A 26,720-nucleotide genomic window follows, 5' to 3' on the forward strand; every position below is an offset into this window, starting at 1 on the left:
GCCCCGGGAGTCGTTTGATGCTCGAAATAATCGTCTTTTCCACGCTTAACGGACTGCTGTACGGCTTGCTGCTGTTCATGCTGTCCAGTGGTCTGACGCTGATTTTCTCAATGATGGGCGTGCTCAACTTCGCCCACGCCAGTTTCTATATGCTCGGTGCCTATTTCGCCTACGCGCTGGGCCTGCACGTGGGCTTCTGGCCCGCCTTGCTGCTGTCGCCGTTACTGGTGGCGGGCCTGGGCGCGGTGGTGGAACGGTTCGGTCTGCGGCGCGTGCACGAGCACGGCCACGTGGCGGAATTGCTGTTCACCTTTGGTCTCGCCTATGTGATCGATGAGACGGTGCATCTGCTGTGGGGCTCGATCCCGGTGTCCTATACCGCGCCGGAATACCTGCGCGCGCCGTTGTTCAGCCTGTTCGGCACCGATTATTCGATCTATCGGGGCGTGACCATGATGATCGCGGTGCTGATGTTCGTGGCGCTCTGGTATCTGCTCAGGAAGACGCGGGTGGGCATGATGATCCGCGCCGCCCTGACCCATGGCGCCATGGTCGGCCACCTCGGCCATAACGTGCCGCGTCTGTTCATGGGCGTGTTCGCCTTCGGCTGCGCCCTGGCGGCGCTGGCCGGCGTGATCGGCGGGCCGCTGCTGAGTACCGAGCCCGGCATGGCCCAGGCACTCGGGCCGGTGGTGTTCGTGGTGGTGGTGGTCGGCGGCATGGGCTCGCTGCTCGGCGCCTTCTACGCCTCCCTGCTGATCGGGTTGGTGCAGACCTTTTTCGTCGCCCTGGATGTGTCCATCGGCGATCTGCTTAACGCGGTGGGGTTCGGCGTCGATCCCTATGGTGAGGTCACCGGGATCACCCTGGCGTCCATCGCGCCGATGACACCCTTCATTCTGCTGGTGCTGATTCTGATTTTCCGCCCGCGTGGCCTGATGGGAGAGCTGGAACCATGAGTCTTCGAGTTTCTCCGTGGCGCGCCCTGGCGCCCTGGCTGATCAGCCTGCTGGTACTGCTGGTGATTCCGATGCTGGTGAGCGGCAACGGCACCTTCAGCATCATCAATCTGATCGCCATCAATATCGTGTTCGCGCTGTCCTACAACATGCTGCTCGGCCAGGGCGGGATGCTGTCCTTCGGCCACGCGGTGTTCTTCGGGCTGGGCGCCTACGGCGCCATTCATGGGATGAACCTGATCGGCGACGCCGGCTACGACGGCCAGGGCTTCTGGGCGCACTTTCCGGTATACCTGCTGCCGCTGGTGGGCTTCGCCACCGGCGCCCTGGCGGCGCTGCTGGTGGGCTGGCCGTTCTGCCGACGCGCCGGCACCGCCTTCGCCATGATCACCCTGGGGCTGGGCGAGCTGGTGGCCGCCGGCTCGCAAATGTTTCCCACCGTCTTCGGTGGCGAGGCTGGGGTGTTCAGCAACCGCATGGTGGGCCCGGTATGGTTCGGCCTGGAGCTGGCCCAGCCCGCCGATGTGTACTGGTTCTCCGCGTTCTGGGTGCTGCTGGCGGTGTTCGCCATGTGGGCTTTTACGCGCACGCCGCTGGGCCGTCTGTCCAACGCCGTGCGTGATAACGCCGAGCGGCTTCAGTTCATCGGCTACCCGCCGCGCAATCTGCGCTTCCTGGTGTTCATCGCCGCCGGCGGTTTCGCCGGCCTGGGCGGTGGCATGGCGGCGGTGAACTACGAGATCGTCACCCCGGAATCCCTGGGCCTGCTGACCTCCGGTCTGGCCCTGCTGATGGCGGCGGTGGGCGGTCTCGGCGTGTTCTACGGCCCCATTGTCGGCGCCATTCTGGTGACGGTGATGAACTCGCTGCTCAGCGACTACACCGACGCCTCGATCCTCTATGTGGGGCTGGTGTTTCTGGCGGTGGTGATGTTCGCGCCCTCCGGGCTGGGCGGTGGCATCGAGCAGGTGCGCCAGGCCTGGCGGCGCGGTGATCTGGCCGCTCATCTGCCCGGCTGGCTGGGCGGTGCCCTGGCGGTGGTGCTGATCGCGCTGGGCCTGGTGGGCACCATCGAGCTGGTGTACCAGCTCAGCCACGGCCGCGACAAACTGGCCCAGGTGCTGGGGCTGCAACCGGATCCCTCGTCACCGCTGGTATGGCTGGGCGTGGTGGCGCTGTTCGCCGCCGGCTTCGGCGTGGCGCGGGCCAGTAAGAACTATCGGGAGGCACGGTCATGAGTCACGCCCTGGTAATCGACGATCTGAAAAAAAGTTTTGGGCCCGCCGAGGTGATTCGCGGCGTCAACCTGCGGGTGGAGAAGGGCGAAGTCCACGCCGTGATCGGCCCCAATGGCGCCGGCAAATCCACCTTCTTCAATCTGGTGTCCGGCGCCTTCGCGCCCACCAGCGGCGAGGTGCGCCTGCACGGCCAGCGCATCGATGGCCTGGCCCCGGAAAAGATCCAGCAGCGCGGGCTGGCCCGCTCGTTCCAGGTCAGCAATGTGTTCGGCAATCTTTCGGTGTTCGAGAATCTGCGCTGCGCCTGCTTCAAGCAAAGCGCGGCGGGCTACACCTTCTGGCGACCGGCGGGCTCGGTGAAACGCGCCAACCGGCGCGCCGAGGAGGTGCTGGCGATGATCGGCCTGGCGGAACTGCGCGACAGCCCCGCCGGCGCCTTGCCCTACGCCAGCCAGCGGGCGCTGGAAATCGGCATGACCATTGCCGGCGAGGCCGACGTGGTGTTGCTGGACGAACCCACCGCCGGCATGAGCAACACCGAAACCACCCAGGCCATCGAGCTGATCCGCCAGGTGGCCGAGGGCCGTACCCTGATGATCGTGGAGCACGATATGGGTGTGGTGTTCGAATTGGCCGACCGTATCTCGGTGCTGGTGTACGGCGAGATCATCGCCACCGGCACCCCGGAGGCGATTCGCAACGATCCCCGTGTCAAGGAAGCCTATCTGGGCGAGGAGGCGGCGTGATGCTGGAAGTGCGCGATCTGCATGCCTATTACGGCAAGAGTCATATTCTCAACGGCGTGGACCTGTCCATCGGCGAAGGGGAGGTGGTGTCGCTGCTGGGCCGCAACGGCGTGGGCCGCTCCACCACCGTCAAGGCGATCATGGGCGAGGTGCCGCCGCAGGGTTCGGTGCGCTTTCGCGGCGAGGAAATCGCCGGCCTGCCCAACCATCGCATCGCCCGCAAGGGGCTCGGCTACGTGCCGGAACACCGGGACATCTTCCCGACGCTCACGGTGCGCCAGAACCTGGAGCTGGGCATCAAGAACACCCGCAAGCCGGGGCCCTGGAAAGTGCAGCAGTTTCTCGACATGTTCCCCAACCTGGCGCGGCGCGCCGACGCCCCGGCGGGCGTGCTGTCCGGTGGCGAAAAGCAGATGCTGACCATCAGCCGCACCCTGACGGGCGACCCCAAGCTGATCATGATCGACGAGCCCACCGAGGGGTTGGCGCCGCTGATCGTCAAGCAGATCGGTGAGCTGATCTCGGAAATCGCCCGCGCCGGCGTGTCGATCCTGCTGGTGGAACAGAAGCTGTCCATCGCCATGGACATTTCCCACCGGGTGCTGGTGATGGGGCACGGTCGCATCGTCTTCGAAGGCACGCCGGCGGCCCTGCGCGACGACGAGGCGGTGCGCCGCGAATGGCTGGAGGTGTGAAGGCCGCGCCCGGCCAGGGCGAGGTGCGCGTCAATGCCCCCGCCGGCGCCCTGCGCGGGTACCGGGAAGACGGACTGCGGGTGTTCAAAGGCGTGCCCTACGCCCGGCCGCCGGTGGGCGAGTATCGCTGGCGGCCGCCGGCGCCGATGCCGATCTGGTCCGGGGTGCGCGACGCCACCCGGTTCGGGCCGGCCTGCCCGCAGCCGCCGTCCCGGCCCGGCAGCCTGTACGCCCCGGCGCTGCCGGGTCAGCACGAGGATTGCCTGACCCTCAACATCTGGACGCCGGAGGCGGCCCGCCGGGCGCCGGTGTTCGTTTATCTCCACGGTGGTGCCCTGAACACCGGCGGCGCCGCCGAGCCGATGCTGGACGGCGCCGCCCTGGCGCGCCGCGGGCTGGTGGTGGTGACCCTCAATTATCGTCTGGCGGTGCTGGGCTATCTGGCGCATCCGGCCCTGAGCGCGGAATCCCCGCAGGGCGTGTCGGGCAATTACGGGCTGCTCGACCAGATCGCCGCCCTGCGCTGGGTGCGCGACAACATCAGCGCCTTCGGCGGCGACCCGGACGCGGTGACCGTGGCCGGCGAATCCGCCGGCGCGCTCAGCGTGCTGTATCTGCTGGCGTCGCCCCTGGCCCGCGGGCTGTTTCACCGGGCGGTGGCGCAGAGCGCCTATCTGATTTCCCATCCGGCCCTGTCCCGGGCCGAGTGCGGCGAGCCGCCCGCCGAAGAAATCGGTGAACGGTTGGTTCATGCTCTGGGCGCGCGCGACCTGGACGCCCTGCGGGCACTGGACGCGCACACCCTGACCCGGGCGGCGGCCGAGGCCGGTTACGCGCCTCTGGGCACCGTGGACGGCCAGGTGCTGCCCCGCCAGTTGCTGGACGTGTTCGAGCGTGGCGAGCAGGCGCCGGTGCCGGTGCTGGCCGGCTTCAACAGCGGTGAGGTGCGTTCGCTGCGCTTTTTGCTGCCGCCGCCGCCGGCCGATTCCGGCGCCTATGAAGCGGCGGTGCGGCGAGGGTATGGCGATCTGGCGGAGGACTTTCTGCGGCTGTACCCGGCCGCCGACGGTGAGGAGGGCCGGCTGGCGGCCCTGCGCGACGCGCTCTACGGCTGGACCGCCGACCGGCTCGGGCGCGCCTGCGCTGCCCTCGGCCAGGACGCCTGGCTGTACCTGTTCGACCACGGCTATCCGGCGGCCAGCGAACGGGGCCTGCACGGCTTCCACGCCGCCGAGATTCCCTATGTGTTCGGCACTGCCGCGCGCACCACGCCCCTGTGGCCACGCATCCCCGACCGGGAGGAGGAACGCCGGCTGTCCCGGGCGCTGGGGGACTATTGGGCGGCGTTCGCCCGGGACGGCCGGCCCGCCGCCGACGGCCAGCCGCGCTGGCCGGCCTACGCCGAACACCCGGGCGGCCGCTGGCTGCGGGTGGCCGCCGCGCCGACCCCGATGGTGGACCCGCTGCCCGGTCATTTTGCCCTGCACGACACCCTGGTGCGGCGCCGGCGACGGGCCGGTGACACCCCCTGGAACTGGAACATCGGCTGCGCGGCGCCGCCGCTGGCCGGCACTTCGGAGACCCCATGAACGACGGCACCATGCAGCCCTACCGGCTGACCCTGGATAAGTTTCTCGACCACGCCGCCAAGTGGCACGCCGGCGCCACCGTGGCCACCGCCGCCGACGACGGCGCCGTGGCGCACGCCGACTACGCCACGTTGCGCCGCCAGGCCCGGCGGGTCTCGGCCTGGCTGACGGGGCTGGGCGTCACCCGCGGCGATTCGGTGGCGACCCTGGCCTGGAACAGCGGCGCCCATCTGGCGGCCTGGTACGGCATCCTGGGCCTGGGGGCGATCTGCCACACCCTGAATCCACGCCTCACTGATGCTCAGAGCGCCGACATGGTGACCCGGTCCGGCGCCCGGGTGCTGATCGCCAGCGCCGACCTGGCGCCCCTGGCCCGACGCATCGCCGCCGCCGCGCCGATGGTCACCGAACTGTTCCTGATCGACGGGGAAGGGGACCTGCCGGCGCTGGAACCGGCCCTGGACGGCGTGGACGCGTCCGCCGTGCGCTGGGGCGAGTTCGACGAGCACAGCCCCGCCGGGCTCTGTTTCACCTCCGGGACCACCGGCGCGCCCAAGGGCGTGCTCTATACCCACCGCTCCGGCCATCTGCACACGCTGCGGTCGCTGCAGGCCGACGTGCTTGGGCTGGGCGCCCACGACGTGGTGCTGACGGCGGTGCCCATGTTCCACGCCAACGCCTGGGGTCTGCCGTTCGCGGCCCCGGCGGTGGGCGCGCGGCTGGTGTTGCCGGGCCGCCATCTGGACGGCGCCAGCCTGGCGACGCTGATCAACGGCGAGGGGGTGACCCTGGCCGCCGGGGTGCCCACCGTCTGGCTGGGGTTGCTCAACCATGTGGAAGCGGAAGGCCTGGCGCTGCCGACGCTGAAGCGCATCATGGTGGGCGGGGCGCCCATGTCGGCGGCGCTGATGGAGCGGCTGGAGCAGCGCCTGGGCGTGGTGGTGCAGACCAGCTGGGGCATGACCGAACTGTCGCCGCTGGGCACCATCATGCCCGCCGGCGAACCCCGCCGCGACGCCGCCTCGGCGGGGCGGGTGTCGGTGGGCGTCGACCTGCTGCTCACCGATGACCAGGGCGCGCCGCTGCCTCAACAGCGCAACGCCGAGGGCCATCTGTGGGTGCGCGGCCCGGCGGTGGTGGCCCGCTATCTGGGTCAGACGGACAGCGCGCTGGACGCGGACGGCTGGTTCGCCACCGGCGACCTGGCGCGGCTCGATGACCAGGGCCGTCTGTTCATCACCGGCCGCGCCAAGGATCTGATCAAATCCGGTGGCGAATGGATCAACCCGGCGGAACTGGAGGCCATCGTCGGCGCTCTGCCACGGGTGGCGCAGGCGGCGGTGATCGCCCGGCCCGATGCGCGCTGGGGCGAGCGACCGCTGCTGATCGTGGAAATCAAGGACGGTCAGAGCATCGAGGATGGGGAAATACTGGACGCCATGCGGGGGCGCGTGGCTTCATGGTGGCTGCCCGACGCGGTGGTGCGGGTGGACAGCATGCCGCTGGCGGCCACCGGAAAAATCGACAAGAAACGCCTGCGCGCGGAGTACGGCCAAGCCTGAACGATCCGCGCCGGCCGACGACGAGTTTTTATCGACCATGACAGCCCGAGAAAAGCCGGCCGGCAAGCCGTCGGCGACGCCCCGCCGCAAAGGCCCGAGCCGCGCCGAACGGCGCGCCGAAATGACCGAACGGATCATGGACGCGGCGGAGTACCTGTTTTCCAAGCACGGCCTGTACGGCGTGACGCTGAAGGACGTGGCCAAGCGCATCGACGTGCACCACACCCTGATCAACTACTACTTCGACGACAAGAAGCAGCTGTTCGACGCGGTGTTCGCGCGGCGCGCCGTGGAAACCAGCGGCCGGCGCATGGCGGCGCTGGATGACTACGAGCGCGCCTGCCAGGGCCGGCCCACGGTGGAAGGCGCCCTGCACGCCTATCTGGACACGGACCTGGACACCTACATTCAGGGCGGCGAGGGCTGGCGCAACTACGCGGCGTTCGCCGCCCAGGTGGCGAACACGCCGGAATGGGGCGCGGAAATGATGGACCGCCATTTCGATCCGGTGGTGCTGCGGCTCATCGATCTGCTCAAGAAGGCGCTGCCGGAAGCCGCCGAGGAAGACGTGTTCTGGGGCTATCACTTCGTCACCGGGGCGCTGGTGCTGACCCTGGCGCGCACCGGCCGCATCGACAAGTTGTCCGGCGGGCTCTGCCGGTCGGACGATTTCGAGGCGGTAAAGCAGCGCATGGCGCGCTTCATGGCCGCCGGCATGGTCGAGATCTGCGAGGACCGGGCCCGCCAACGTTCGTCCGACCAATAAAAAGGCCGCGTCAGCGGCCCTCGTGCGGTGAAGATACTTGGGAAGGGGCGCCGGTTGGCGCGATCATCACCTCGATAATGGCCGGCGCATTTGGGGTACACCGGCCTGCTGACGCGGCAAAGCGTTGCCGGGCCCGAAAGGGGACGGGCCCGGCGATTCGGTGAAGCCGCTTAGAAAACTTCGAACAGACCGGCGGCGCCGATGCCGCCGCCCACGCACATGGTCACCACCACGTACTTGACGCCGCGGCGCTTGCCTTCGATCAGCGCGTGGCCGGTCATGCGCGCACCGGACATGCCGTAGGGGTGGCCGATGGAGATGGCGCCGCCATTGACGTTGTACTTCTCCGGGTCGATGCCCAGCTTGTCACGGCTGTACAGACACTGGCTGGCGAACGCTTCGTTGAGTTCCCACAGGCCGATGTCGTCCACGGTCAGGCCGAAGCGCTTGAGCAGTTTCGGCACCGCGAACACCGGGCCGATGCCCATTTCGTCCGGGTCGCAACCGGCCACGGCCATGCCGCGGTAGGCGCCCAGGGGCTGCAGGCCGAGACGCTCGGCTTCCTTGGCTTCCATCAGCACGCAGGCGCTGGCGCCGTCGGACAGCTGGGAGGCGTTGCCGGCGGTGATGAATTTGCCTTCCTGGATTTCCAGGCCGTCCTTGAACACCGGCTTCAGGCTTTGCAGGCCTTCCAGGGTGGTTTCCGGGCGGTTGCCTTCGTCCTTGGCCAGGGTCACTTCCTTATCGGAAATTTCCTTGGTCTCTTTGTTCATCACCTTCATGGTGGTGGTCAGCGGCACGATCTCGTCGTCGAACTTGCCTTCCTGCTGGGCCTTGGCGGTGCGCATCTGGGACTGGTAGGCGTATTCGTCCTGGGCGTCGCGGGACACGTTGTAGCGGTCGGCGACCACTTCCGCGGTTTCCAGCATGCTCATGTAGATGTCCGGACGGTTCGCCTTGAGCCAGGGGTCGCGGGCGCGGAAGGTGTTCATCTTGTCGTTCTGCACCAGGGAGATCGACTCCAGGCCGCCGGCGACCGCCACGTCCATGTTGTCGACGATGATTTCCTTGGCGGCGGTGGCGATGGCCATCAGACCGGAGGCGCACTGGCGGTCGATGGTCATGCCGGCCACGGAGGTGGGCAGGCCGCCGCGCAGAGCGCACTGGCGGGCGGTGTTGCCGCTGGTGGAGCCCTGCTGCAGGGCGGCACCCATGATCACGTCCTGGATGGTTTCCGGATCGATTTTGGCGCGCTCCACGGCGTGCTTGATCACGTGACCACCCAGCTCCTGGGCCTGGGTGTCGTTAAAGGCACCGCGATAGGCCTTGCCGATCGGGGTACGGGCGGTGGAAACAATGACGGCTTCTCTCATGATGGCCTCGCTCTCTACGTTTAATTCAGTTTGATGCCCTTGGCGTGGGCGGCTTTGGTCAGAATCTTGGAAACATGGTCACCGCCGTTCTGCATTTCCTTGGCGTTGCTCATGTCGCTGAGCTGGTCGAAGTGGGCGGCGATGGCGTCCGGCGTGCGTTCGCTTTCATCCAGATAGATGCCGTCGCTTTCCATCAGCCGCACCATGGCGTAACAGCCGGCGCCGGCCAGCACGATGCGGCGGTTGGGGGCCTGGTCACTGGCCAGGAACAGCACCGCGGGGGTGATTTCCGAGGGCTCCAGCAGGGCCAGCACTTCCTTGGGCATCAGGTCCTCGGTCATGCGGGTGGCGGCGGTGGGGGCGATGCAGTTGACCTTGATGTCGTACTTGCCGCCTTCCAGGCACAGGGTGTTCATCAGGCCGGCCACCGCCATCTTGGCGGCGCCGTAGTTGGCCTGGCCGAAGTTGCCGTACAGGCCGGAGGTGGAGGTGGTCATGACGATGCGGCCGTAGCCCTGATCGCGCATGATCGGCCATACCGCGCGGCTGCAGTTGGCGGAACCGGTGAGGTGCACGGCCACTACCTTGTCCCACTCGTCGTCGCTCATCTTGACGAAACTTTTGTCGCGCAGGATGCCGGCGTTGTTGATGAGAACGTCGATGCGGCCCCACTTGTCCATCACCGCCTGGATCATGGCCTGGACCTGTTCGCGGTTGGCCACGTCGGCGCCATCGGCCATCGCTTCGCCGCCGGCGGCGGTGATTTCCGCCACCACTTTCTCGGCGGCCTCGCTGGAACCGCCGCTGCCGTCCCGGGCCCCGCCGAAGTCGTTGACCACCACCTTGGCGCCAAGACGGGCCAGCTCCAGGGCGTGGCATTTGCCGAGGCCGTTACCGGCCCCGGTGACGATGGCCACGCGGCCTTCAAAATTGATACTCATGAATCTCTCCTTCAGCCCAGCACCGTCAGGCCCAGCCATTCGCAGGCGATGGCCGGCTTCTCGACGCCGTCGATTTCCACGCTGACCGCGTAGCGGATCAGGTAGCGATTGTCGCCACGGGGTTCGATGCCGGCCAGTTTGAAATGGCCGCGCACTTTCGAGCCTGAGCGCACCGGGTTGAGAAAGCGCACCTTGTCGAGGCCGTAGTTGATGCCCATTACCGCGCCTTCCAGGCGCGGCACCACGTCGATGGACATGGCGGACAGCAGGGACAGGCTCAGGAAACCGTGGGCGATGGTGCCGCCGAACGGCGTTTCCTTGGCGGCCCGCTCCGGGTCCACGTGGATCCACTGGGGATCCTCGGTGAGATCCGCGAAGGCGTCGATGCGCGCCTGGTCCACCGGGAACCAGCGGGAGGTGCCCAGGTCTTCACCGACCTTGGCTTGCAGTTGTTCGAGGCTGAGCGTGTTGTTGGACATTGTGGTGCTCTCCGAATCCGTGAATCAATAACCGCGCAGGGCCGCGAAGCGGTCGGCGCAGTAGTTGGCGTCGCCCAGGGTTTCACCCCCGGCGCGGGCGCGCTTGAGGAAGAAGCCGATGTCGAATTCATCGGTCATGCCGATGCCGCCGTGCATCTGCACCGCTTCCTGGCCGGCCAGCAGCGCCACCCGGGCGGCCTTGGCCTTGGCGGCCAGCACCTGCTGGTCGGCGTCGTCGGCGCCCCGGTCACAGGCATCCAGCGCCTGCATCGCCAGCGCTTCGCTCATGGCCACTTCGCCGCTGAGCTGGGCGGCCCGGTGCTGCAGGGCCTGGAAGGTACCGATCAGACGGCCGAACTGCTTGCGCTCTTTCAGGTAGCCCAGGGTACGCTCGAACGCTTCCAGGGCCAGCCCGGACAGTTCCGCGGCCAGCACCGCGCGGCCGGCGCGCAGGGCGGTGGCCAGGGCGGCGGCGCCGTCGGCCATGGCTTCCGCCGGTACACCGTCAAAGCGGATGCGCGCGGCGTTGCGGCTGTCCGCCATCACGGTGCGCTCGACGGTCACGCCGTCGGCCTTGGGGTCCACCAGATACAGGGCCGCCTGGTCGCCTTCGCCGGCGGCCACCAGCAGCAGGTCGGCCACATGGCCGTCCAGTACCAGCCGCTTTTCGCCGCTCAGGGTGCCGCCTTCAACGCGGGCTTGCAGGCGTTCCGGGCGGTGCTTGGCGCCGTCGTCCACGGCCAGCGCGATGATCGCGGTGCCCTCGGCGATGGCCGGCAGCCATTTGGCTTTCTGCTCGTCGCTGCCGCCGGCGCTCAGGGCGGCGGCGCCCAGTACCGCGGTGGACAGGAACGGGGTGACCGACAGGTTGCGGCCGATTTCCCGGGCCACCAGACCGGCGCCCACCAGGCCGAAGCCGATGCCGCCGTGTTCCTCGGGCACCAGGATACCGGTCAGGCCGGCTTCCACCATGGCCTGCCAGAGCGGCTCATCGTAACCCTTGTCATGGTGTTCGTCGCGCAATTGGCGCAGGTGGGACACCGGGCCCTTGTCGGCCATCAGCCGGGCCACGGAGTCCTGCAGCATCTGTTGTTCGTCGTTCAATTTCATATTCTCTCTCCCGGAACGGGACGCCTCAGGCGTCCGGCAGGCCCAGCAGGCGTTTGGAAACGATGCCCAGCATCACCTCGGAGGTGCCGCCTTCGATGGAGTTGCCCTTGGAACGCAGCCACTCACGGGCGAACAGGCCGCCCTGGGTGCGCTCGCTGTCCCACTCCAGGCCTTCGCTGCCCAGGGCGTCCATCATCAGTTCGTAGCGGCGCTTGTTGAGCTCGGTGCCGTAATACTTGAGCACCGCGGACTGGGCGCCGACGCCCTGGCCGGCTTCCGCTTCGGCGCGGATCTTGCCGACCAGCGCCTGGAACGCCATATGGTCGATTTCCAGGTCGGCGATGTCGGCGCGCAGACCGGCGTCGGCCAGCTTGCCGTGCTCGGTGCCCACGTATTCCGCCGCCAGCGGGCCCAGGGCCCGGCCCTTGAGAAAGCCCGGCGGTTCGCCGCCGATGTTGTTGCGCTCATGGGTGAGCAGGTACTTGGCCACGTCCCAGCCACGGTTGAGCTCGCCGACCACCTGGTGTTTGTCCACCTTGACGTCGTCGAAGAAGGTTTCGCAGAACGGGGACTCGCCGGAAATCAGCTCGATGGGGCGGGTGGAAACGCCTTCGCTTTCCATATCGAACAGCACGAAGGAAATGCCGTTGTGCTTGGTGGCCTGGGGATCGGTGCGCACCAGGCAGAAGATCCAGTCCGCCTTGTCCGCGTAGGAGGTCCAGATTTTCTGGCCGTTGACCACGAAGTGGTCGCCTTTGTCCTCGGCGCGGGTTTGCAGGCTGGCCAGGTCGGAGCCCGCATTGGGTTCCGAGTAGCCCTGGCACCAGCGGATCTCGCCGCGGCAGATGGGCGGCAGATGCTCGCGTTTGAGCTCCTCGCTGCCGAATTTGAGCAGCGCCGGGCCGAGCATCCAGAAGCCGAAGTTGCTCACCGGGGTGCGCGCGTTGATGCGCTTCATTTCCTCGGCGAGGACCTCCGCCTCTTCCTGGCTCAGGCCGCCGCCGCCGTATTCCTTGGGCCACTGGGGTGCGGTCCAGCCCTTGTCCGCCATGCGTTCCATCCAGACTTTCTGGGCTTCGGACTGGAACTGCCATTTGCGGCCGCCCCAGCAGTGCTCGGCCTGGCTTTTCAGGGGTTGGCGCATTTCCTCGGGGCAATTGGCTTCCAGCCAGGCCCGGGTCTCCGCGCGGAACTGTTCGAGATCCGACATCTTGGGTCCTCCCGAGCTGTTATGAAACAGCTTTTCATTTATTGGGCAAATCGGCCCCAAAGTATGTTGGCCCCATATCGGGGCGTCCAGTGTGAAAAGCGGCAAGGATCGCGGCGGTAATGACATGATTGACCATGCCGTGTGCAAAAGCGGCTCATCACCGGCCACACGGCCACATCGGAGAGGGGGCCGTCCGTGCTACATTTGCGCCTCAACGACGATGCGCTTCGGACCCCGCCAGGCAGAAAGAGGACTTTGCATGACATCCCCCCGGGCAGGGCTGGATACCAGCCCCCGCGATACCATTCTGGATGCGGCGGCACGCGCCTTCATGGAGCGTGGTTTCAAGGCCACCAGCATCGATGACATCGCCCGCCGGCTGGGTGCCACCAAGGGCATGGTCTACCACTATTTCGATTCCAAGACCGATCTGTTCTTCGAGATCCATCAGCGCGGCATGGACGCGCTGTTTGAAGCCATCGAGCCGGAACTGAAGCGCGACCTGCCCGCCGCCCAGCGCTTGCACGCCATGGCGCGGCGCCATGTGGCCACCCTGATCGAGACCCAGCACTTCCAGCGTGCCGTGGCCGAGGGGGTGCAGATGCACCTGCGCCTGAGCACCACCGAGGCCCAGCGCCGCCAGCTGACCCGACTTCAGAACCGGCGGCGCCGCTACGAGCAGGTGTTTCTGGAAGTGCTGTGCGAGGGCATCCGGCAGGGCGACCTGCGCGCCGGCGAGCCGCGTCTGGCGATCAAGCCGGTGCTGGGGGCGCTCAACTCGGTGATCAACTGGTATCACGAGCGCTACGACACCGGCCCCGGCGCCCTGGACGCCCTGATCGAGGAGGTCACCACCGTGGCCCTGCAGGGGCTGGTGGCGCGTTGAAGCGGCCGTTGGCCGCGATACAGGTTACAGGATGCAGGATACAGGGGGCGGCACGGCGCCCGCCCTTCAACCTGTATCCTGCATCCTGTATCGAGGCCGTCAGGCCGCTGTCTATTTTTTGTTCAAGAACTTATCAAAGATCGCCCGGGTCTCGTCGCTGAACATGCGCTCGCCAAACAGCACCGATTCCTTTTTGATCTGCTCGCGGATGGCGTCGGCGCCGTGGCGGGTGAGCTGCTTGGTGTAGCGCATGGCCTGGGGCGGCTTGGCGGCCAGCTTGCCGCCCAGTTCCAGGGCTTTCTCACGCAGTTCATCGTCGCCGCAGCGGTAGGCCACCAGCCCCATGCGCAGGGCCTCGTCGGCGCTCAGGCTGTCGCCAGCCAGCAGCAGCCGGTTGGCGTTCTGGCGCCCCACCAGGCCGGGCAGGATCAGGCTGGAGCCGGCTTCCGGCACCAGGCCCAGATTGATGAAGGCGGTGTAGAAGCGGGCGCTGTCGGCGGCGATCACCAGGTCACAGTGCAGCAGCAGGGTGGTGCCGATGCCGGTGGCGTTGCCGTGCACCGCGGCCAACACCGGCTTGTCCAGCTCCAGCAGCCGGTGCACCAGCTGCATGGCGGCGCTCAGCTCGCCGTTGCGGCGCGCTTCCGGGTCGGCGTTGAGAAAGTCACCGATGTCGTTGCCGGCGGTAAAGGCCCGGCCGTTGGCGTCGATCAGCAGGGCGTGCAGGTCGTCGCGGTCGCGGAAATGGTCCACCGCCCGGCCCAGGTCCAGATACATCTCCGTGCTCAGGGCGTTCAGCTTGTCCGGCCGGTCCAGAGTCACCTCCAGCAGGGCGCCGTGTTCGGTGACGGCCACGAAGCCGCTCTTCAGATCCAGGCTGTTCATCTTGTTGTCTCCCAGTCTCGCCAACGATAAAGCCACGAAAATATCGGAATAGGGTTTCGCAATAAAGCCTTTCTTCCCCATAAGCCCGGCTTATTCTCCAGGATGCAAAATATCAATTTCACTAACTTAGGGGCCTGCTCTAGGCTGTTTCCATCAATGCGAGGGCACCCTATCTCATGGCCGAGTTTTACCTGGTCCGTCACGGGCAGGCCTCCTTCGGGGCCGATAACTACGACAAACTGTCCCAGCTGGGTCACCAGCAGGCGCGCTGGCTGGGCGAGTACTACCGGGAACGGGGGCTCGACTTCGACGCCCTGGTAACCGGCGACCTGGTCCGTCACGTGGAAACCGGCGAGGGCATTCTGGAGGGGTTGGGCACGCACCTGGCCGCGGATGTGCAGCCGGGCCTCAACGAATTCGATTTTCACAGCATCGTCGATGCCTACCTGAGCGCCCACCCGGACCAGGCGCCGCCGGAGGGCGCCCCCATCGCCGCCTTCTACCGGGTGCTCAAACGGGCCATGCAGCGCTGGCAGGCGGACGGCCTGGAAGGCGCGCTGCCGGAACGCTGGGCGGGTTTCCAGGCGCGGGTGGCCGGCGCCATGGCCCACATCCAGGAGCGCTACGCGGACCGCCGGCGGGTGCTGGTGGTCAGCTCCGGTGGCGCCATCGCCATGTGGATGCGCCATATGCTCGACACCGCGGACGACACCGTGGTGGAGCTCAATCTGCAGATTCGGAACACCGGCGTTACCCAGGGTTTCTTCAACGACAAGGTGTTCCGCCTTTCGGTGTTCAACCAGGTGCCGCACCTGGACCGGCAAGACCGCAGCGATTCCATCACTTACAGCTGATCCCGATCATCCACAGCCGGGAGCCCGCGGGTTCCCAACGGAGACCACAATGGATTTTCAATATTCGGAAAAGACCCAGGACCTGATCAACCAGGTTCGCACCTTCATCAACAACGAAGTGCTGCCCGCCGAGCACACCTACCACGAGCAGCTGCAAAAGAGCCCCTGGGAAACCCCGGCGGTGGTCCACGAGCTCAAGGAAAAAGCCCGCGCCAAGGGGCTGTGGAACCTGTTCCTGCCCAAGGAGCACGGTGAGTGGAGCCCGGGCCTGAGCAACCTGGAATACGCGCCCCTGGCCGAGGAAATGGGCCGCAACCATTTCGCCGCCGAGGTGTTCAACTGCTCGGCGCCGGACACCGGCAACATGGAGGTGCTGGCCAAGTACGGCAACGAGCAGCAGAAAGAGCAATGGCTCAAGCCGCTGCTGGACGGCAAGATCCGCTCCGCCTTCGCCATGACCGAGCCGGAAGTGGCCTCCTCCGACGCCACCAACATCGAAACCTCGATCAAGCGCGACGGCGACGACTACGTGATCAACGGCCGCAAGTTCTATATTTCCGGCGCCATGCGCAAGAGCTGCGAGATCATGATCGTGATGGGCAAGACCGACCCGGACAACCCCAATCGCCATCAGCAGCAATCGCAGATTCTGGTGCCGGTGAACACCCCCGGCGTCACCGTCAAGCGCCCGATGTACGTGCTCGGCTCCCCGGATGCCCCGGAAGGCCATGCGGAAGTCATTTTTGACAATGTACGGGTGCCCGCCGGAAACATTATTCTCGGTGAAGGTCGCGGCTTCGAGATCGCCCAGGGTCGCCTCGGCCCGGGCCGTATTCACCACTGCATGCGTCTGATCGGCGCCGCCCAGCGTGCCCTGGAACTGATGTGCGAGCGCGCCAACACCCGCGTGGCCTTCGGCCAGCCGCTGATCAAGCAGGGCTCCGTGCGCGAGGACATCGCCAAGAGCTACTGCGAGATCGAACAGGCCCGTCTGATGACCCTGAAGGCCGCCGATCACATGGACCGCTACGGCAACAAGGAAGCCAAGGATCTGATCGCCATGATCAAGATCGTGGCGCCGAGCATGGCGTTCCGGGTGGTGGACCGCGCCATTCAGATCCACGGCGCCGTGGGCCTCAGCCAGGACACGCCGCTGGCCGGCTTCTTCGCCTACGCCCGGACCGTGCGTCTGGCGGACGGTCCGGACCAGGTGCACATGTCCCAGCTGGGCCGCAATCTGGCGAAGCGCTTCGAATAAACGCGGCGTTGACAAGAACACATCGTAGGAGCGGCTTCAGCCGCGAAGGCCGGGCGTCGATGATGGCGCCGGCGATTCGCGGCCGAAGCCGCTCCTACAGCCATTTCTAAGGAGGAGTGTCATGTCCCAGGTGGATACCCTGGATACCGACCGTCTCACGGCGTATCTGGAAGAGCATGTGCCCGGCTTCAAGGGGCCGATGAGCGCGGAGAAATTCGAGGGCGGCCAGTCCAACCCCACCTTCCGCATCAAGGCGGCCTCCGGAGAATACGTGCTGCGCCGGCAACCGCCGGGCAAATTGCTCAAGTCCGCCCATGCGGTGGACCGGGAATTCCGGGTAATGAACGCCCTGCGCGACAGCGACGTGCCGGTGCCGCGCATGTACCACCTGTGCGAGGACCGGGACGTGATCGGCTCCATGTTCTACGTGATGGAGTTCTGTCAGGGCCGCATCTTCTGGGACGCGGCCATTCCGGAAGTGGACAACGCCGCCCGCACCGCCATGTACACGGAAATGAACCGGGTGCTGGCGGCGCTGCACGACGTGGACCTGGACGCGGTGGGGCTCACCGATTACGGCAAGCCGGGCAGCTACTTCGAACGGCAGCTGGGCCGCTGGACCAAGCAATACCGCGCGTCCGAGATCAACCCGATCCAGGCCATGGAAGACCTGATGGCCTGGCTGGAGCAAAACCAGCCCGCCGACGACGGCCAGGTGTCCCTGGTGCACGGCGACTACCGCCTGGACAACATGATGTGGCACCCCACCGAGCCGAAGGTGATCGCCGTGCTCGATTGGGAACTGTCCACGCTCGGCCATCCGCTGGCGGACCTGGCCTACCAGTGCATGCAGCTGCGCATGCCCCCGGAGGGCGGCAATCTGTCCGGCCTGCAGGGCAAGGACCGGCACGCGCTGGGCATCCCCACCGAGCAGGAATACGTGGCCATGTACTGTGAGCGGCGCGGCATCGACCGCATCGACCATTGGGTATTCTATCTGGCGTTCAGCTTTTTTCGGCTGGCGGCCATCGCCCAGGGCGTGGCCAAACGGGCCCAGGAAGGCAATGCCTCCAGCAAACGCGCCGGCTGGGCCGCCCAGGTGGTGGAACCGCTGGCCGCCATGGCCATGAAAATCGTCCGCGAGGGCGCATAAAGAACAGAAGAAAGTTAAAAGTTGAAAGTTAAAAGGCGGGTCGGGCGCGGGTGCCGGAATAGGGCGCCGCACGGCACGGTTCGCGTTTCAACTTTTCACTTTTAACTTTCAACTTTTTCAGGAGAGTTTTATGAGCACCAACCTGTTTGATCTGAACGGCAAGATCGCCCTGGTCACCGGCGCCAGCCGGGGCATTGGCGAGGAAATCGCCAAACTGCTGGCGGAGCAGGGCGCCCACGTGATCGTCTCCAGCCGCAAGATCGACGGCTGCCAGGCGGTGGCGGACGCCATCACCGACGCCGGCGGCAGCGCCGAGGCGTTCGCCTGCCACATCGGTGAGATGGCGCAGATCGAAGCGCTCTTCGAGCACATCAAAGGGGCCCACGGAGGCAAGCTGGACATCCTGGTCAACAACGCCGCCGCCAATCCCTACTTCGGTCATATCCTGGACACCCCGGTGGCGGCCTTCGACAAAACCGTGGACGTGAACCTGCGCGGCTATTTCTACATGTCCGTGGAAGGGGCCAAGCTGATGCGTGAAAACGGCGGCGGCGCCATCGTCAACACCGCCTCCATCAACGGCCTGTCGCCGGGCAACATGCAGGGCATCTACTCGATCTCCAAGGCGGCGGTGATCAGCATGACCAAGTCCTTCGCCCAGGAATGCGCCGAGTTCAACATCCGCGTCAACGCGCTGCTGCCCGGTCTCACCAAGACCAAGTTCGCCGGCGCCCTGTTCGAACAGGAAGCCATCTACAAAAGCGCCATCGCGCAGATTCCCATGCACCGCCACGCCGAGCCCCGCGAGATGGCCGGCACGGTGCTGTATCTGGTGTCCGATGCGTCCAGCTATGTGACCGGCGAGTGTGTGGTGGTGGACGGTGGGTTCACCATCTGAAAGCAGTTGAGAGAGAGGTCCTATGGATCCCATACTGGATTTCACCGGCAAGGTGGCGCTGATCACCGGCGCCGCCAGTGGCTTTGGTGCTTTGCTGGCGCGGGAGCTGGGGCGGCGCGGGGCGCGGTTGGTGCTCGGCGACCTGAATATGGACGCCCTGGACAAGCTGGTGGCGGACCTGGAAGGCGAGGGCGTGACGGCCCTGGCGCGGCGCTGTGACGTGTCCAGCGAGGCGGATTGCAAGGCGCTGGTGGACACCGCCCTGGAGCACCACGGCCGCCTCGATCTGGCCGCCAACAACGCCGGCATCGCCCACGGTTTTCTGGGCATGGAAGAACTCACCGGCGAGCTGCTCGATCAGCAGATGAACGTCAATGTGAAAGGCGTGATGTTCGGCATGAAGTACCAGATCCCCGCCCTGCGCCAGGGCGGTGGCGGCGCCATTCTCAATACCAGCTCCATGGCCGGCATCGGCGGCGGGCCCAAGATCGGTGCCTACGCCGCCTCCAAACACGCGGTGATCGGTCTGACCCGCACCGCCGCCGTGGAGTGCGGTCGTAAGAACATCCGCGTCAATGCCATCTGTCCCTACTACACGCGCACGCCCATGCTGGAAGGCGAGGGGCTGGCCGGTGGCGACCAGGCGGATCAGACACTGGCGATGATGGCCGCCGGCAGCCCCATGAAGCGCATCGGCGAGCCCGAGGAAATCGTCGCGGTGATGCTGATGCTGCTGTCGCCGGCCAATACCTATATGAACGGTCAGGCCATCGCCGTGGACGGCGGTGTCTCGGCCTATTAATGAACAGTTGAAAGTTACAAGTTGAAAGTGAAAAGGGGAGCAACCTGGCCACCTTTCAACTTTTAACTTTGAACTTTCGACTTGTCGCTTTTTATTCGGAGAACAACCATGACGAATCGTTTGGCGGACAAGATTACCATCATCACCGGCGCCACCTCCGGCATCGGCGAGGCCACCGCGCGGCGTTTTATCGAGGAAGGCGCCACCGTGGTGCTGGCCGGCCGCTCCGAGGACAAGGGCGAGGCCCTGGCCAGGGAGCTGGGTGAGCGCGCCGTGTACAAGCGCACCGACATCATGAACGAGGACGACATCGCCGCCCTGGTGGATTTCACCGTGGACCGGTTCGGGCGCCTGGATTGCCTGTTCAACAACGCCGGCGCCGGCGACCGTACCGGCGTGGATACCTTCGACGAAGCCGAATTCGCGCGCATCATGCGCCTGCTGATCGGCGCGCCGGCGTTCGGCATCAAGCATGCCGCCCGGGTGATGAAGGAAACCGGCGGCGGCAGCATCATCAACAACGCCAGCATCGCCGGGCACCGCCTCAACCAGGGCGGCTACCTGTATTCCGGCGCCAAGGCGGCGGTGGCGCACATGACCCGCCTGGCCGGCGCCGAACTGGGCGAATTCAATATCCGCGTCAACGCCATTTCCCCCGGCGCCGTGGCCACGCCGATCTTCTGGGGCGGCTCCCAGCGCGCGCAGAGCCTCAGCGACGAGGAAAACCAGCGCAAGATGGAGAAGCTGCAGGCCAATCTGGCCAAGGCCACGCCGCTGCCGCGCTCCGGCCTGGCGGACGATATCGCCTTCGCGGCGGTGTTCCTGGCCAGCGACGAAGGCAGCTTCATCAACAGCCATGATCTGGTGGTGGACGGCGGGCGTATCGCCATGTTCAACGAGAAAGGCTGATGATGGCTGAATAAGGAGAACAAAATGTCCAACTACACAGTCATCACCGACGGGCTCCTTTTCCCGGAGGGGCCCATCGCCATGCCCGACGGCACTTTCATCGTGGTGGAAATCGCCGCCGGCCGGTTGACCCGGGTGCACCCGGATGGCCGCAAGGAAACCATCGCCGAGCCCGGTGGTGGCCCCAATGGCGCGGCCATCGGGCCGGACGGCGCCTGCTACGTGTGCAACAACGGTGGCATGCAGTTCCACGAGAAGGACGGGCTGCTGTTGCCCGGCGATATGCCCGAGGATTATTCCGGCGGGCGCATCGAGCGCATCGACCTGGACACCGGCAAGGTGGAGGTGCTGTACACGGAAGTGAACGGTGAGCCGCTCAAGGGCCCCAACGACATCGTGTTCGATAAACAGGGCGGTTTCTGGTTCACCGACCTGGGCAAGGGCCGGGGCCGCAGCCAGGACCGGGGCGGTTTGTACTACGCCCGCATCGACGGTTCCTTTATCCGTGAAGCGGTGTTTCCAATTCCCACCGCCAACGGCGTCGGGCTGTCGCCGGACGAGAAGACCGTGTACGTGGCCGATACCCTGCCGGGCCGGCTGTGGGCCATGGACATCATCGGTGAAGGGGAGGTGGCGCGCCCGCCGGGGCCGCGCCGGCCGGGGCGCCTGGTGGGGCAGCCCTCGGAGTTCTGTTACTTCGATTCCCTGGCGGTGGACGCCGACGGCAACATCTGCGTGGCCACCATCTACCATTCCGGCATCACCATCTTCTCGCCGGACGGGGCCAGCATCCGCCATGTGCCCACCGACGATCTGGTGACCACCAACATCTGCTTCGGCGGCGCCGATCTGCGCACCGCCTTCATTACCCTGTCCAGCGCCGGCAAACTGGTATCCATGCCCTGGGAGCGGCCGGGGCTGCCGCTGAACTTTCTGAACGTCTGAACGGCGAGGCATCGCGGCGTCGGCCGCGATGCCGTCGTTTCAGACGCCGCCCTTCACTTCACCGGCCAGCGGTGGCAGCGGTGTGAAGTCGCCCTCGCCACCCTGCTTGCCGGCCTCGATGGCGGCCTGCACTTCTTCCACGTGCAGCATGCCGGCGTTCCAGGTCACCACATAATCCAGAGCATCGGCGGTGTTGTGGTCGCGGGCGTAGGTGATCATGCGCTTGCAACCGTGCACCGCCAGCGGCGACTTGCCGGCGATCTCCCGGGCCACCGCCAGCGCTTTCTCCAGGGCCGCCTCGCGGTCGTCCAGCACCGCGTTGAACAAGCCCCGGCGTTCCGCTTCCGCGGCGTCCATGCGCCGGCCGGTGTAGGCCAGCTCGCGGACGATGCCCTCCGGCAGCAGCTTGCACAGCCGTGGGAAGGTGCCCACGTCGGCGGTCAGCCCCACGTTGATTTCGTAGATGGTGAGAAAGGCGTCGGCGCTGGCGTAGCGCAGGTCGCAGGCACTGATCAGGTCCACGCCGCCGCCGATGCAGCCGCCGTGCAGCGCGGCGATCACCGGCACGCGGCAGTCCTCCAGGGCGCTGAAGCTTTGCTGCATCAGCGCCGTGTGCTGGCGGAAGCGCGCCGCTTTCTGTACCCGGGCGGTGCGGTCCGCCGGGTCCGGCGGCGCGCCGAACATGCCCAGGTCCAGGCCAGCGGTAAAGTGCTTGCCGTTGGCGTTGATGACGATGGCGCGCACGCCACCGTCACCGTCCAGGGCACGCACCGCCGCCGGCAGTTCGTTCCAGAAGTCCGCGTTCATGGCGTTGAGCTGATCGGGCCGGTCCAGGGTGATCAGCGCCACGCCCCGGTCCACGGACACGGTCAGGGTCTGGTAGGTCATGCTCACCTCACGCTCAGGGATGGAACACGGACTTCACTTCCAGGAATTCCTCCAGCCCGTACACGCCCCATTCCCGGCCCACGCCGGAATGCTTGTAACCACCGAACGGGGCCGGCAGGTCCAGCTGCGCGCCGTTCAGGTGGACCATGCCGGTGCGCAGCCGCGCGGCCACCTCGGCGGCGTCTTCCACGGTGGCGCCGTACACATAGCCGGACAGGCCGTAGTCGGAGTCGTTGGCGATGGCCACCGCCTGGTCCACGTCGTCGTAGGGCATCATCACCAGCACCGGGCCGAAGATTTCCTCCCGGGCGATCAGCATCTGGTTATTCACCTGGCTGAACACCGTGGGCCGGGCGAAGAAGCCCTGCTCCAGACCGTCCGGTTTGCCCGGTCCGCCGCACACCAGCTTGGCGCCTTCCTCGATGCCTTTCTCGATCAGCGATTGCACGCGCTTGAACTGGCGCTCATTGGCGATCGGACCCAGTTTGGTGCTCTCGTCCCGGGGATCGCCCACGGTCAGTTTTTCGCATACCTGGGCGGCGATGGCTTCCGCTTCGGCCAGCTTGTCCGCCGGCACCAGCATCCGCGAAGGCGCATTACAGCTCTGCCCGGTGTTGTTCATCATCGACTGCACGCCGTGGCCCACCGCCTTCTGAAAGTCGGCGTCCGGCAGGATGATGTTGGCGGACTTGCCGCCCAGTTCCAGGGACACACGCTTGAAGGTGTCGGCGGCTTCCTTGCTCACCGAGGCGCCGGCACGGGTGGAACCGGTCAGCGACACCATGTCCACGCGCGGGTCCGAGGACAGCATCGGGCCCACTTCGGCGCCGTCGCCATAGATCATATTGAAGACGCCGGCGGGCAGGCCGGCTTCGTCGATGATCTCGGCCAGCACCCGGGCGGACAGGGGCGCGAATTCGCTGGGCTTGAGCACCATGGTGCAGCCGGCGGCGATGGCCGGGGCCACCTTGCAGAGCACCTGGTTCATGGGCCAGTTCCAGGGTGTGATCAGGGCGGCCACGCCGGCCGGCTCGCGGCGCACGGTGGCGCGGCCCAGGGTCTGTTCGAACTCGAAGTCGCGGGCGGCTTCCAGGGTCGCCTTGATGTGGCCCAGGCCCATGGGGGCCTGCACCTTGGCGGCCAGGCCGTGGCGGGGCGCGCCCATTTCCCGGCTGATGGCGTCGGCCATGTCGTCCAGACGGGCCTGATAGGCGGCCATCAGGCGCTCGAGCATCGCCAGCCGCTCGTCCAGCGGCAGGGCGGCGAAGCCGTCGAAGGCGTCACGGGCGGCCTGGATGGCCGCGTCCACGTCACTCCGGCCGGCCAGATACACCTTGCCCTCGCTGGCCTCGGTGGCCGGGTTGATCACGTCGAACGGTTTGGCGTCGGCGCCGGGCGCGACCCAGCCGCCATTGATGTAGAACTGTTCCAGATGACTCATGGATATTCTCCCTGGGAAACGAGTGACAAGTTGAAAGTTGAAAGTTGAAAGTTGAAAGTTAAAAGTTAAAAGTTGAAAGGGCGGTTCTCGTCGTAGGCTTTCCTTTGAGCGCGGGCAGGGCGGTTCCGTTCATCTGGTCCTGGTTCGCGTTAACTTTTAACTTTGAACTTTCAACTTCTTTAGAGACCGCCCAACGTGCCACATCCTGACGAATCTGCCTAGTTCATTTTTGGAATGGCATTCCAAAATCTTGACCGCCCCCCGCGCCCGTGTCATCTTGCTGGAAAAACAGAATAGCGATTCGAGGAGAGCACCATGCAGCGTTTCCAGGAGCGTACCGTGTTGATCACCGGGGCGGCGAGCGGTATTGGCCGGGCGGCGGCCCGCCGGTTCGCGGAGGAGGGCGCCTTTGTGGTGCTGGTGGATCGCAACGAGGCCGGGCTGGCGGAAACCCGCGAGGCCCTGCCGGCGGGCAGCGAAGCGCTGCTGCGCACCGTGGACGTGTCCGACGAGCACGCCGTGGACGCCCTGGTGGCGGAGGTGATCGAAGCCCGCGGCCGTATTCACGCGCTGTGCAACAACGCCGGCATCGCCGGCGGCGACTACAGTGGCATCACCGAGACCGACACCGACACCTGGCGCAACATCCTCAACGTGAACCTGCTGGGGCCGGTGTTCTTCACCCGCGCGGTGGGCCGCCATATGCGCGAGCAGGGCGGCGGCGCCATCGTCAATACCGCCTCCGTGGCGGGCATCCGCTCCGGCGCCGGCGGCAACGCCTACAGCGCTTCCAAGGCGGCGGTGATCAACCTGACCAAGACCGCCGCCTGCGACCTGGGCCAGTACAACGTGCGCGTCAACGCCATCTGCCCGGGGCTGATCGAGACCGGCATGACCAAGCCGGTGTTCGACTACGCCCGTGAGCGCAATAAGGAAGAAAAGCTCGGCAGCCGCTGCGAGCTGCGCCGCTACGGCCGTCCCCACGAGATCGCCGCGGCCATGGCCTTTCTGGCCAGCGACGACGCCAGCTACATCACCGGCCAGGCGCTGGCGGTGGACGGCGGCAACACCGCCTCCCTGAACCTGCCGGGAATGAAACACTGACTGTTCCACGGGATGGACATTTTGGCGCCGGGGAGCCGTCGGGCTCCTCGGTGAAACGGCTTTTTGATATATTTGCCCGATTTATACACAACCATAAACGCGACGAATAAAAACACACACGCGAAACAAACGGGGCCCGACCCCGATCCCGAAGCCTGATTGAGGAAACAACACCATGCGACGAGCCGCTCTTGGCAAAGACGGAGCCGCGGAGAAGGACCGTAATTTTGTCACCGCCCTGGCCCGCGGTCTGGATATCCTGCGCTGTTTCGGCCCTTCCGACGAATACCTGGGCAACGCGGAGCTGGCCAAACGCACCAATATCCCGCGCCCCACGGTGTCGCGGATGACCGCCACCCTGACCCAGCTCGGCTACCTGCGCTACGCCGAGAATCTGGAGAAGTACCGGTTGGGGCCGGGGGTGCTGGATCTGGGTTACCGCTATCTGGCCAGCGAAGGGGTGCGCGACATCGCCCGGCCGTTCATGCAGGAGCTGGCCGACGCCACCGATTGCATGGTGGCCATCGCCGCGCCGGACGGCGCCTCCATGACCTATATCCAGGTGTGCCAGGGCTCCGGGCCGCTGGTGTTGCGTCTGTCCGTGGGCTCGCGGGTGGCCACCGGCACCTCGGCGGCCGGCCGCGCCCTGCTGGCGGCGCTGCCGGAAAACGAGCGGGAGCCCTATTACGAAGCCATTCGCGCCCAGAACCCGGACGCCTGGCCGGAAGTGCAGCGCGGGCTGCAGCGGGCGATCAAGGAATACCAGCAGTACGGCTTCGTCACCTCCGACGGAGAATGGAACCGGGACGTGAGCGCCGTGGGCGTGCCGCTGGTCCTGGACAACGGCGGCCAGGTAGTGCCGTTCAATTGTGGCGGTTCGTCCCTGCGACTGAGCCGCCGGATCCTGATCGAGAATCTCGGCCCGCGCCTCAAGGAAGTGGTGGATCAGGTGCGCCAGATGGTGCAGGGCCGGGAAGTCTGACCCGATAACGAGAGAACCGCGATGAGCCCCGACACCGACCCCTCCGCGCCGCTGCCCCTGGACGCCGCCAACCGTAAGTTCAACCACGGTTTTCCGGCGCTGCTCGGCTTTGAATTTCTGGAATGGCGCGAGGGTCGGGCGGTGCTCGGTCTGCAGGTCACCGACCGCCACCTGAACCTGGCGGGGCTGATTCACGGCGGCGTGCTGGCCACGCTGCTGGACGTGGCCGGCGCCTGCGCCGGCACCTTCTGCCCCTACCCGGACCGGGTGCGCAAGGCGATTACCCTGTCCATGACCACCACCTTCACCGGTCAGAGCGGCAAGGGCTACATCCGCGCCATCGGCACCAAACGTGCCGGTGGCAGCCGCATCTTCAATTCCACCGTGGACGTCTACGACGCCGAGGAGCGCCTGCTGATCATCGGCGAGGGCACCTTCAGACTGCGCAGCGGTTCCGAGGATGTGCGCGGGCAACCCATGGACGAGCGCTGATTTAAAGGCTTTTTACCGGTTTCGCGCCGCGGCGGGTTGAAGTGCGGTCGGTTTGGCTCAAGGCTGGGTAACAGGATCACAGTCAATGGAAAGGAGCCACTATGACCACCTACATCATCGCCAGCAACGCCGCCCACGCCCGGGTGTTCGCCCACCAGGTCGGCCGCATTCGTGAAATCGAGCAGCTCGACCATCCGGAAAGCCAGGCCCACGTGGGCGATCTGCGCACCGGCGAGGGTGGCAAGGAAGGCAGCGGCGCGATGCACGGCAACCCCCGCGCCACCGGCAATCAGCAGGCTACCTCCGACAAGCATTCCGCGATGTTCGCCAAGGAGCTGGCGGAATACATGAAGGCGGCCCACGACAAGGGCGGCGTGGACGATTTTATCGTGATCGCCGAACCGCGCTTTCTGGGTGCCCTGCGCGACAAGATGGATGACCCCACCCGTCGCGCCGTGATCCGCGAAGTGGACAAGGACCTGACCAAGCAGAACGTGGACGACATCAAGAAGGCCGCCGGCATTGTTTGAGATTGGCGGCGATCGCGACTGAAGT

At 66.2% G+C, this 26,720-nt stretch carries 27 protein-coding genes; 19 read left to right on the top strand and 8 right to left on the bottom strand.

Features of this window, described 5'->3' with window-relative positions:
* Window positions 1-17: 17 nt before the first annotated feature.
* The 7 genes from IM760_RS11710 to IM760_RS11740 are packed head-to-tail and all read left to right on the top strand — an operon-like array spanning window position 18 to window position 7,555.
* Complete coding sequence (locus IM760_RS11710; RefSeq protein ID WP_204429464.1) at window positions 18-959, top strand: branched-chain amino acid ABC transporter permease; 942 nt, start codon at window positions 18-20, stop codon at window positions 957-959.
* Window positions 956-2,197, top strand: coding sequence for a branched-chain amino acid ABC transporter permease (locus IM760_RS11715; protein WP_204429466.1), 1,242 nt, complete (start codon window positions 956-958; stop codon window positions 2,195-2,197). Before IM760_RS11710 ends, IM760_RS11715 begins: the two co-directional genes overlap by 4 nt.
* Window positions 2,194-2,943: an ABC transporter ATP-binding protein gene (locus IM760_RS11720; RefSeq protein ID WP_204429468.1), complete on the top strand. Its 750-nt coding sequence runs from the start codon at window positions 2,194-2,196 to the stop codon at window positions 2,941-2,943. Before IM760_RS11715 ends, IM760_RS11720 begins: the two co-directional genes overlap by 4 nt.
* Window positions 2,943-3,638: an ABC transporter ATP-binding protein gene (locus IM760_RS11725; protein WP_204429470.1), complete on the top strand. Its 696-nt coding sequence runs from the start codon at window positions 2,943-2,945 to the stop codon at window positions 3,636-3,638. Before IM760_RS11720 ends, IM760_RS11725 begins: the two co-directional genes overlap by 1 nt.
* Window positions 3,623-5,227: a carboxylesterase/lipase family protein gene (locus tag IM760_RS11730; protein WP_204429471.1), complete on the top strand. Its 1,605-nt coding sequence runs from the start codon at window positions 3,623-3,625 to the stop codon at window positions 5,225-5,227. The genes IM760_RS11725 and IM760_RS11730 overlap by 16 nt, the downstream gene beginning before the upstream one ends.
* Complete coding sequence (locus IM760_RS11735; RefSeq protein WP_204429472.1) at window positions 5,224-6,789, top strand: AMP-binding protein; 1,566 nt, start codon at window positions 5,224-5,226, stop codon at window positions 6,787-6,789. The genes IM760_RS11730 and IM760_RS11735 overlap by 4 nt, the downstream gene beginning before the upstream one ends.
* A 37-nt stretch (window positions 6,790-6,826) precedes the next feature.
* Window positions 6,827-7,555, top strand: a complete 729-nt coding sequence (locus tag IM760_RS11740) for a TetR/AcrR family transcriptional regulator (protein ID WP_204429473.1) — start codon at window positions 6,827-6,829, stop codon at window positions 7,553-7,555.
* Window positions 7,556-7,725: 170 nt separating this feature from the next.
* Here IM760_RS11740 and IM760_RS11745 read toward each other — a convergent pair whose 3' ends face one another.
* Genes IM760_RS11745 through IM760_RS11765 form a run of 5 tightly spaced genes read right to left on the bottom strand, consistent with a single transcriptional unit; the run spans window position 7,726 to window position 12,668 of the window.
* Window positions 7,726-8,928 carry an acetyl-CoA C-acyltransferase gene (locus IM760_RS11745; protein WP_204429474.1) on the bottom strand — a complete coding sequence of 401 codons (1,203 nt, stop codon included), beginning with the start codon at window positions 8,926-8,928 and terminating at the stop codon, window positions 7,726-7,728.
* Window positions 8,929-8,948: 20 nt separating this feature from the next.
* The gene (locus tag IM760_RS11750; protein WP_204429475.1) at window positions 8,949-9,869 is read right to left on the bottom strand and encodes an SDR family oxidoreductase; all 921 of its coding nucleotides are present in this window, start codon (window positions 9,867-9,869) and stop codon (window positions 8,949-8,951) included.
* An 11-nt stretch (window positions 9,870-9,880) separates the two neighbouring features.
* Window positions 9,881-10,348 carry a MaoC family dehydratase gene (locus IM760_RS11755; protein ID WP_204429476.1) on the bottom strand — a complete coding sequence of 156 codons (468 nt, stop codon included), beginning with the start codon at window positions 10,346-10,348 and terminating at the stop codon, window positions 9,881-9,883.
* Window positions 10,349-10,372: 24 nt separating this feature from the next.
* Window positions 10,373-11,458: an acyl-CoA dehydrogenase family protein gene (locus IM760_RS11760; protein WP_204429484.1), complete on the bottom strand. Its 1,086-nt coding sequence runs from the start codon at window positions 11,456-11,458 to the stop codon at window positions 10,373-10,375.
* 25 nt (window positions 11,459-11,483) lie between these two features.
* On the bottom strand, window positions 11,484-12,668 hold the full coding sequence (locus IM760_RS11765) for an acyl-CoA dehydrogenase family protein (protein WP_204429492.1): 1,185 nt from the start codon (window positions 12,666-12,668) through the stop codon (window positions 11,484-11,486).
* Window positions 12,669-12,927: 259 nt separating this feature from the next.
* On the opposite strand from IM760_RS11765, the gene IM760_RS11770 reads away from it, so the two are divergent.
* Window positions 12,928-13,554, top strand: coding sequence for a TetR/AcrR family transcriptional regulator (locus IM760_RS11770; RefSeq protein ID WP_204429493.1), 627 nt, complete (start codon window positions 12,928-12,930; stop codon window positions 13,552-13,554).
* Window positions 13,555-13,665: 111 nt separating this feature from the next.
* Here the strand turns inward: IM760_RS11770 and IM760_RS11775 are convergent, their stop codons facing one another.
* Window positions 13,666-14,439 carry an enoyl-CoA hydratase/isomerase family protein gene (locus IM760_RS11775; RefSeq protein ID WP_204429494.1) on the bottom strand — a complete coding sequence of 258 codons (774 nt, stop codon included), beginning with the start codon at window positions 14,437-14,439 and terminating at the stop codon, window positions 13,666-13,668.
* Between the two features lie 176 nt (window positions 14,440-14,615).
* On the opposite strand from IM760_RS11775, the gene IM760_RS11780 reads away from it, so the two are divergent.
* The 7 genes from IM760_RS11780 to IM760_RS11810 all read left to right on the top strand — a co-directional run bounded on the left by IM760_RS11780 (window position 14,616) and on the right by IM760_RS11810 (window position 21,258).
* Window positions 14,616-15,293 carry a histidine phosphatase family protein gene (locus tag IM760_RS11780; protein ID WP_204429495.1) on the top strand — a complete coding sequence of 226 codons (678 nt, stop codon included), beginning with the start codon at window positions 14,616-14,618 and terminating at the stop codon, window positions 15,291-15,293.
* 49 nt (window positions 15,294-15,342) lie between these two features.
* Window positions 15,343-16,551 carry an acyl-CoA dehydrogenase family protein gene (locus IM760_RS11785; protein WP_204429500.1) on the top strand — a complete coding sequence of 403 codons (1,209 nt, stop codon included), beginning with the start codon at window positions 15,343-15,345 and terminating at the stop codon, window positions 16,549-16,551.
* 121 nt (window positions 16,552-16,672) lie between these two features.
* Window positions 16,673-17,704 (top strand): phosphotransferase, encoded by a 1,032-nt coding sequence (locus IM760_RS11790; protein ID WP_204429502.1) that lies wholly within the window; start codon window positions 16,673-16,675, stop codon window positions 17,702-17,704.
* 130 nt (window positions 17,705-17,834) lie between these two features.
* Window positions 17,835-18,602: an SDR family oxidoreductase gene (locus tag IM760_RS11795; protein WP_204429504.1), complete on the top strand. Its 768-nt coding sequence runs from the start codon at window positions 17,835-17,837 to the stop codon at window positions 18,600-18,602.
* Window positions 18,603-18,624: 22 nt separating this feature from the next.
* Window positions 18,625-19,404: an SDR family NAD(P)-dependent oxidoreductase gene (locus IM760_RS11800; RefSeq protein ID WP_204429505.1), complete on the top strand. Its 780-nt coding sequence runs from the start codon at window positions 18,625-18,627 to the stop codon at window positions 19,402-19,404.
* 108 nt (window positions 19,405-19,512) lie between these two features.
* Complete coding sequence (locus IM760_RS11805; RefSeq protein ID WP_204429506.1) at window positions 19,513-20,313, top strand: SDR family NAD(P)-dependent oxidoreductase; 801 nt, start codon at window positions 19,513-19,515, stop codon at window positions 20,311-20,313.
* 24 nt (window positions 20,314-20,337) lie between these two features.
* Complete coding sequence (locus tag IM760_RS11810; protein ID WP_204429507.1) at window positions 20,338-21,258, top strand: SMP-30/gluconolactonase/LRE family protein; 921 nt, start codon at window positions 20,338-20,340, stop codon at window positions 21,256-21,258.
* Between the two features lie 39 nt (window positions 21,259-21,297).
* Here the strand turns inward: IM760_RS11810 and IM760_RS11815 are convergent, their stop codons facing one another.
* Both IM760_RS11815 and IM760_RS11820 read right to left on the bottom strand, forming a co-directional pair.
* A complete protein-coding gene (locus IM760_RS11815; protein WP_204429508.1) occupies window positions 21,298-22,146 on the bottom strand; it encodes a crotonase/enoyl-CoA hydratase family protein in 849 nt (282 codons plus the stop codon).
* 13 nt (window positions 22,147-22,159) lie between these two features.
* The gene (locus IM760_RS11820) at window positions 22,160-23,587 is read right to left on the bottom strand and encodes an aldehyde dehydrogenase family protein (RefSeq protein ID WP_204429509.1); all 1,428 of its coding nucleotides are present in this window, start codon (window positions 23,585-23,587) and stop codon (window positions 22,160-22,162) included.
* 315 nt (window positions 23,588-23,902) lie between these two features.
* Here IM760_RS11820 and IM760_RS11825 point away from each other — a divergent pair, with 315 nt between their 5' ends.
* From IM760_RS11825 to IM760_RS11840, 4 genes are all read left to right on the top strand, one after another.
* On the top strand, window positions 23,903-24,691 hold the full coding sequence (locus IM760_RS11825) for an SDR family NAD(P)-dependent oxidoreductase (protein ID WP_204429510.1): 789 nt from the start codon (window positions 23,903-23,905) through the stop codon (window positions 24,689-24,691).
* 175 nt (window positions 24,692-24,866) lie between these two features.
* Window positions 24,867-25,673 carry an IclR family transcriptional regulator gene (locus IM760_RS11830; RefSeq protein WP_204429512.1) on the top strand — a complete coding sequence of 269 codons (807 nt, stop codon included), beginning with the start codon at window positions 24,867-24,869 and terminating at the stop codon, window positions 25,671-25,673.
* A gap of 21 nt (window positions 25,674-25,694) precedes the next feature.
* A complete protein-coding gene (locus IM760_RS11835) occupies window positions 25,695-26,165 on the top strand; it encodes a PaaI family thioesterase (protein ID WP_204429514.1) in 471 nt (156 codons plus the stop codon).
* A 101-nt stretch (window positions 26,166-26,266) separates the two neighbouring features.
* Window positions 26,267-26,695 (top strand): host attachment protein, encoded by a 429-nt coding sequence (locus IM760_RS11840; protein WP_204429516.1) that lies wholly within the window; start codon window positions 26,267-26,269, stop codon window positions 26,693-26,695.
* Window positions 26,696-26,720 lie beyond the last annotated feature (25 nt).

Origin of the sequence: Alloalcanivorax marinus (assembly GCF_016906305.1) — a bacterium.
GTDB lineage: Bacteria > Pseudomonadota > Gammaproteobacteria > Pseudomonadales > Alcanivoracaceae > Alloalcanivorax > Alloalcanivorax marinus.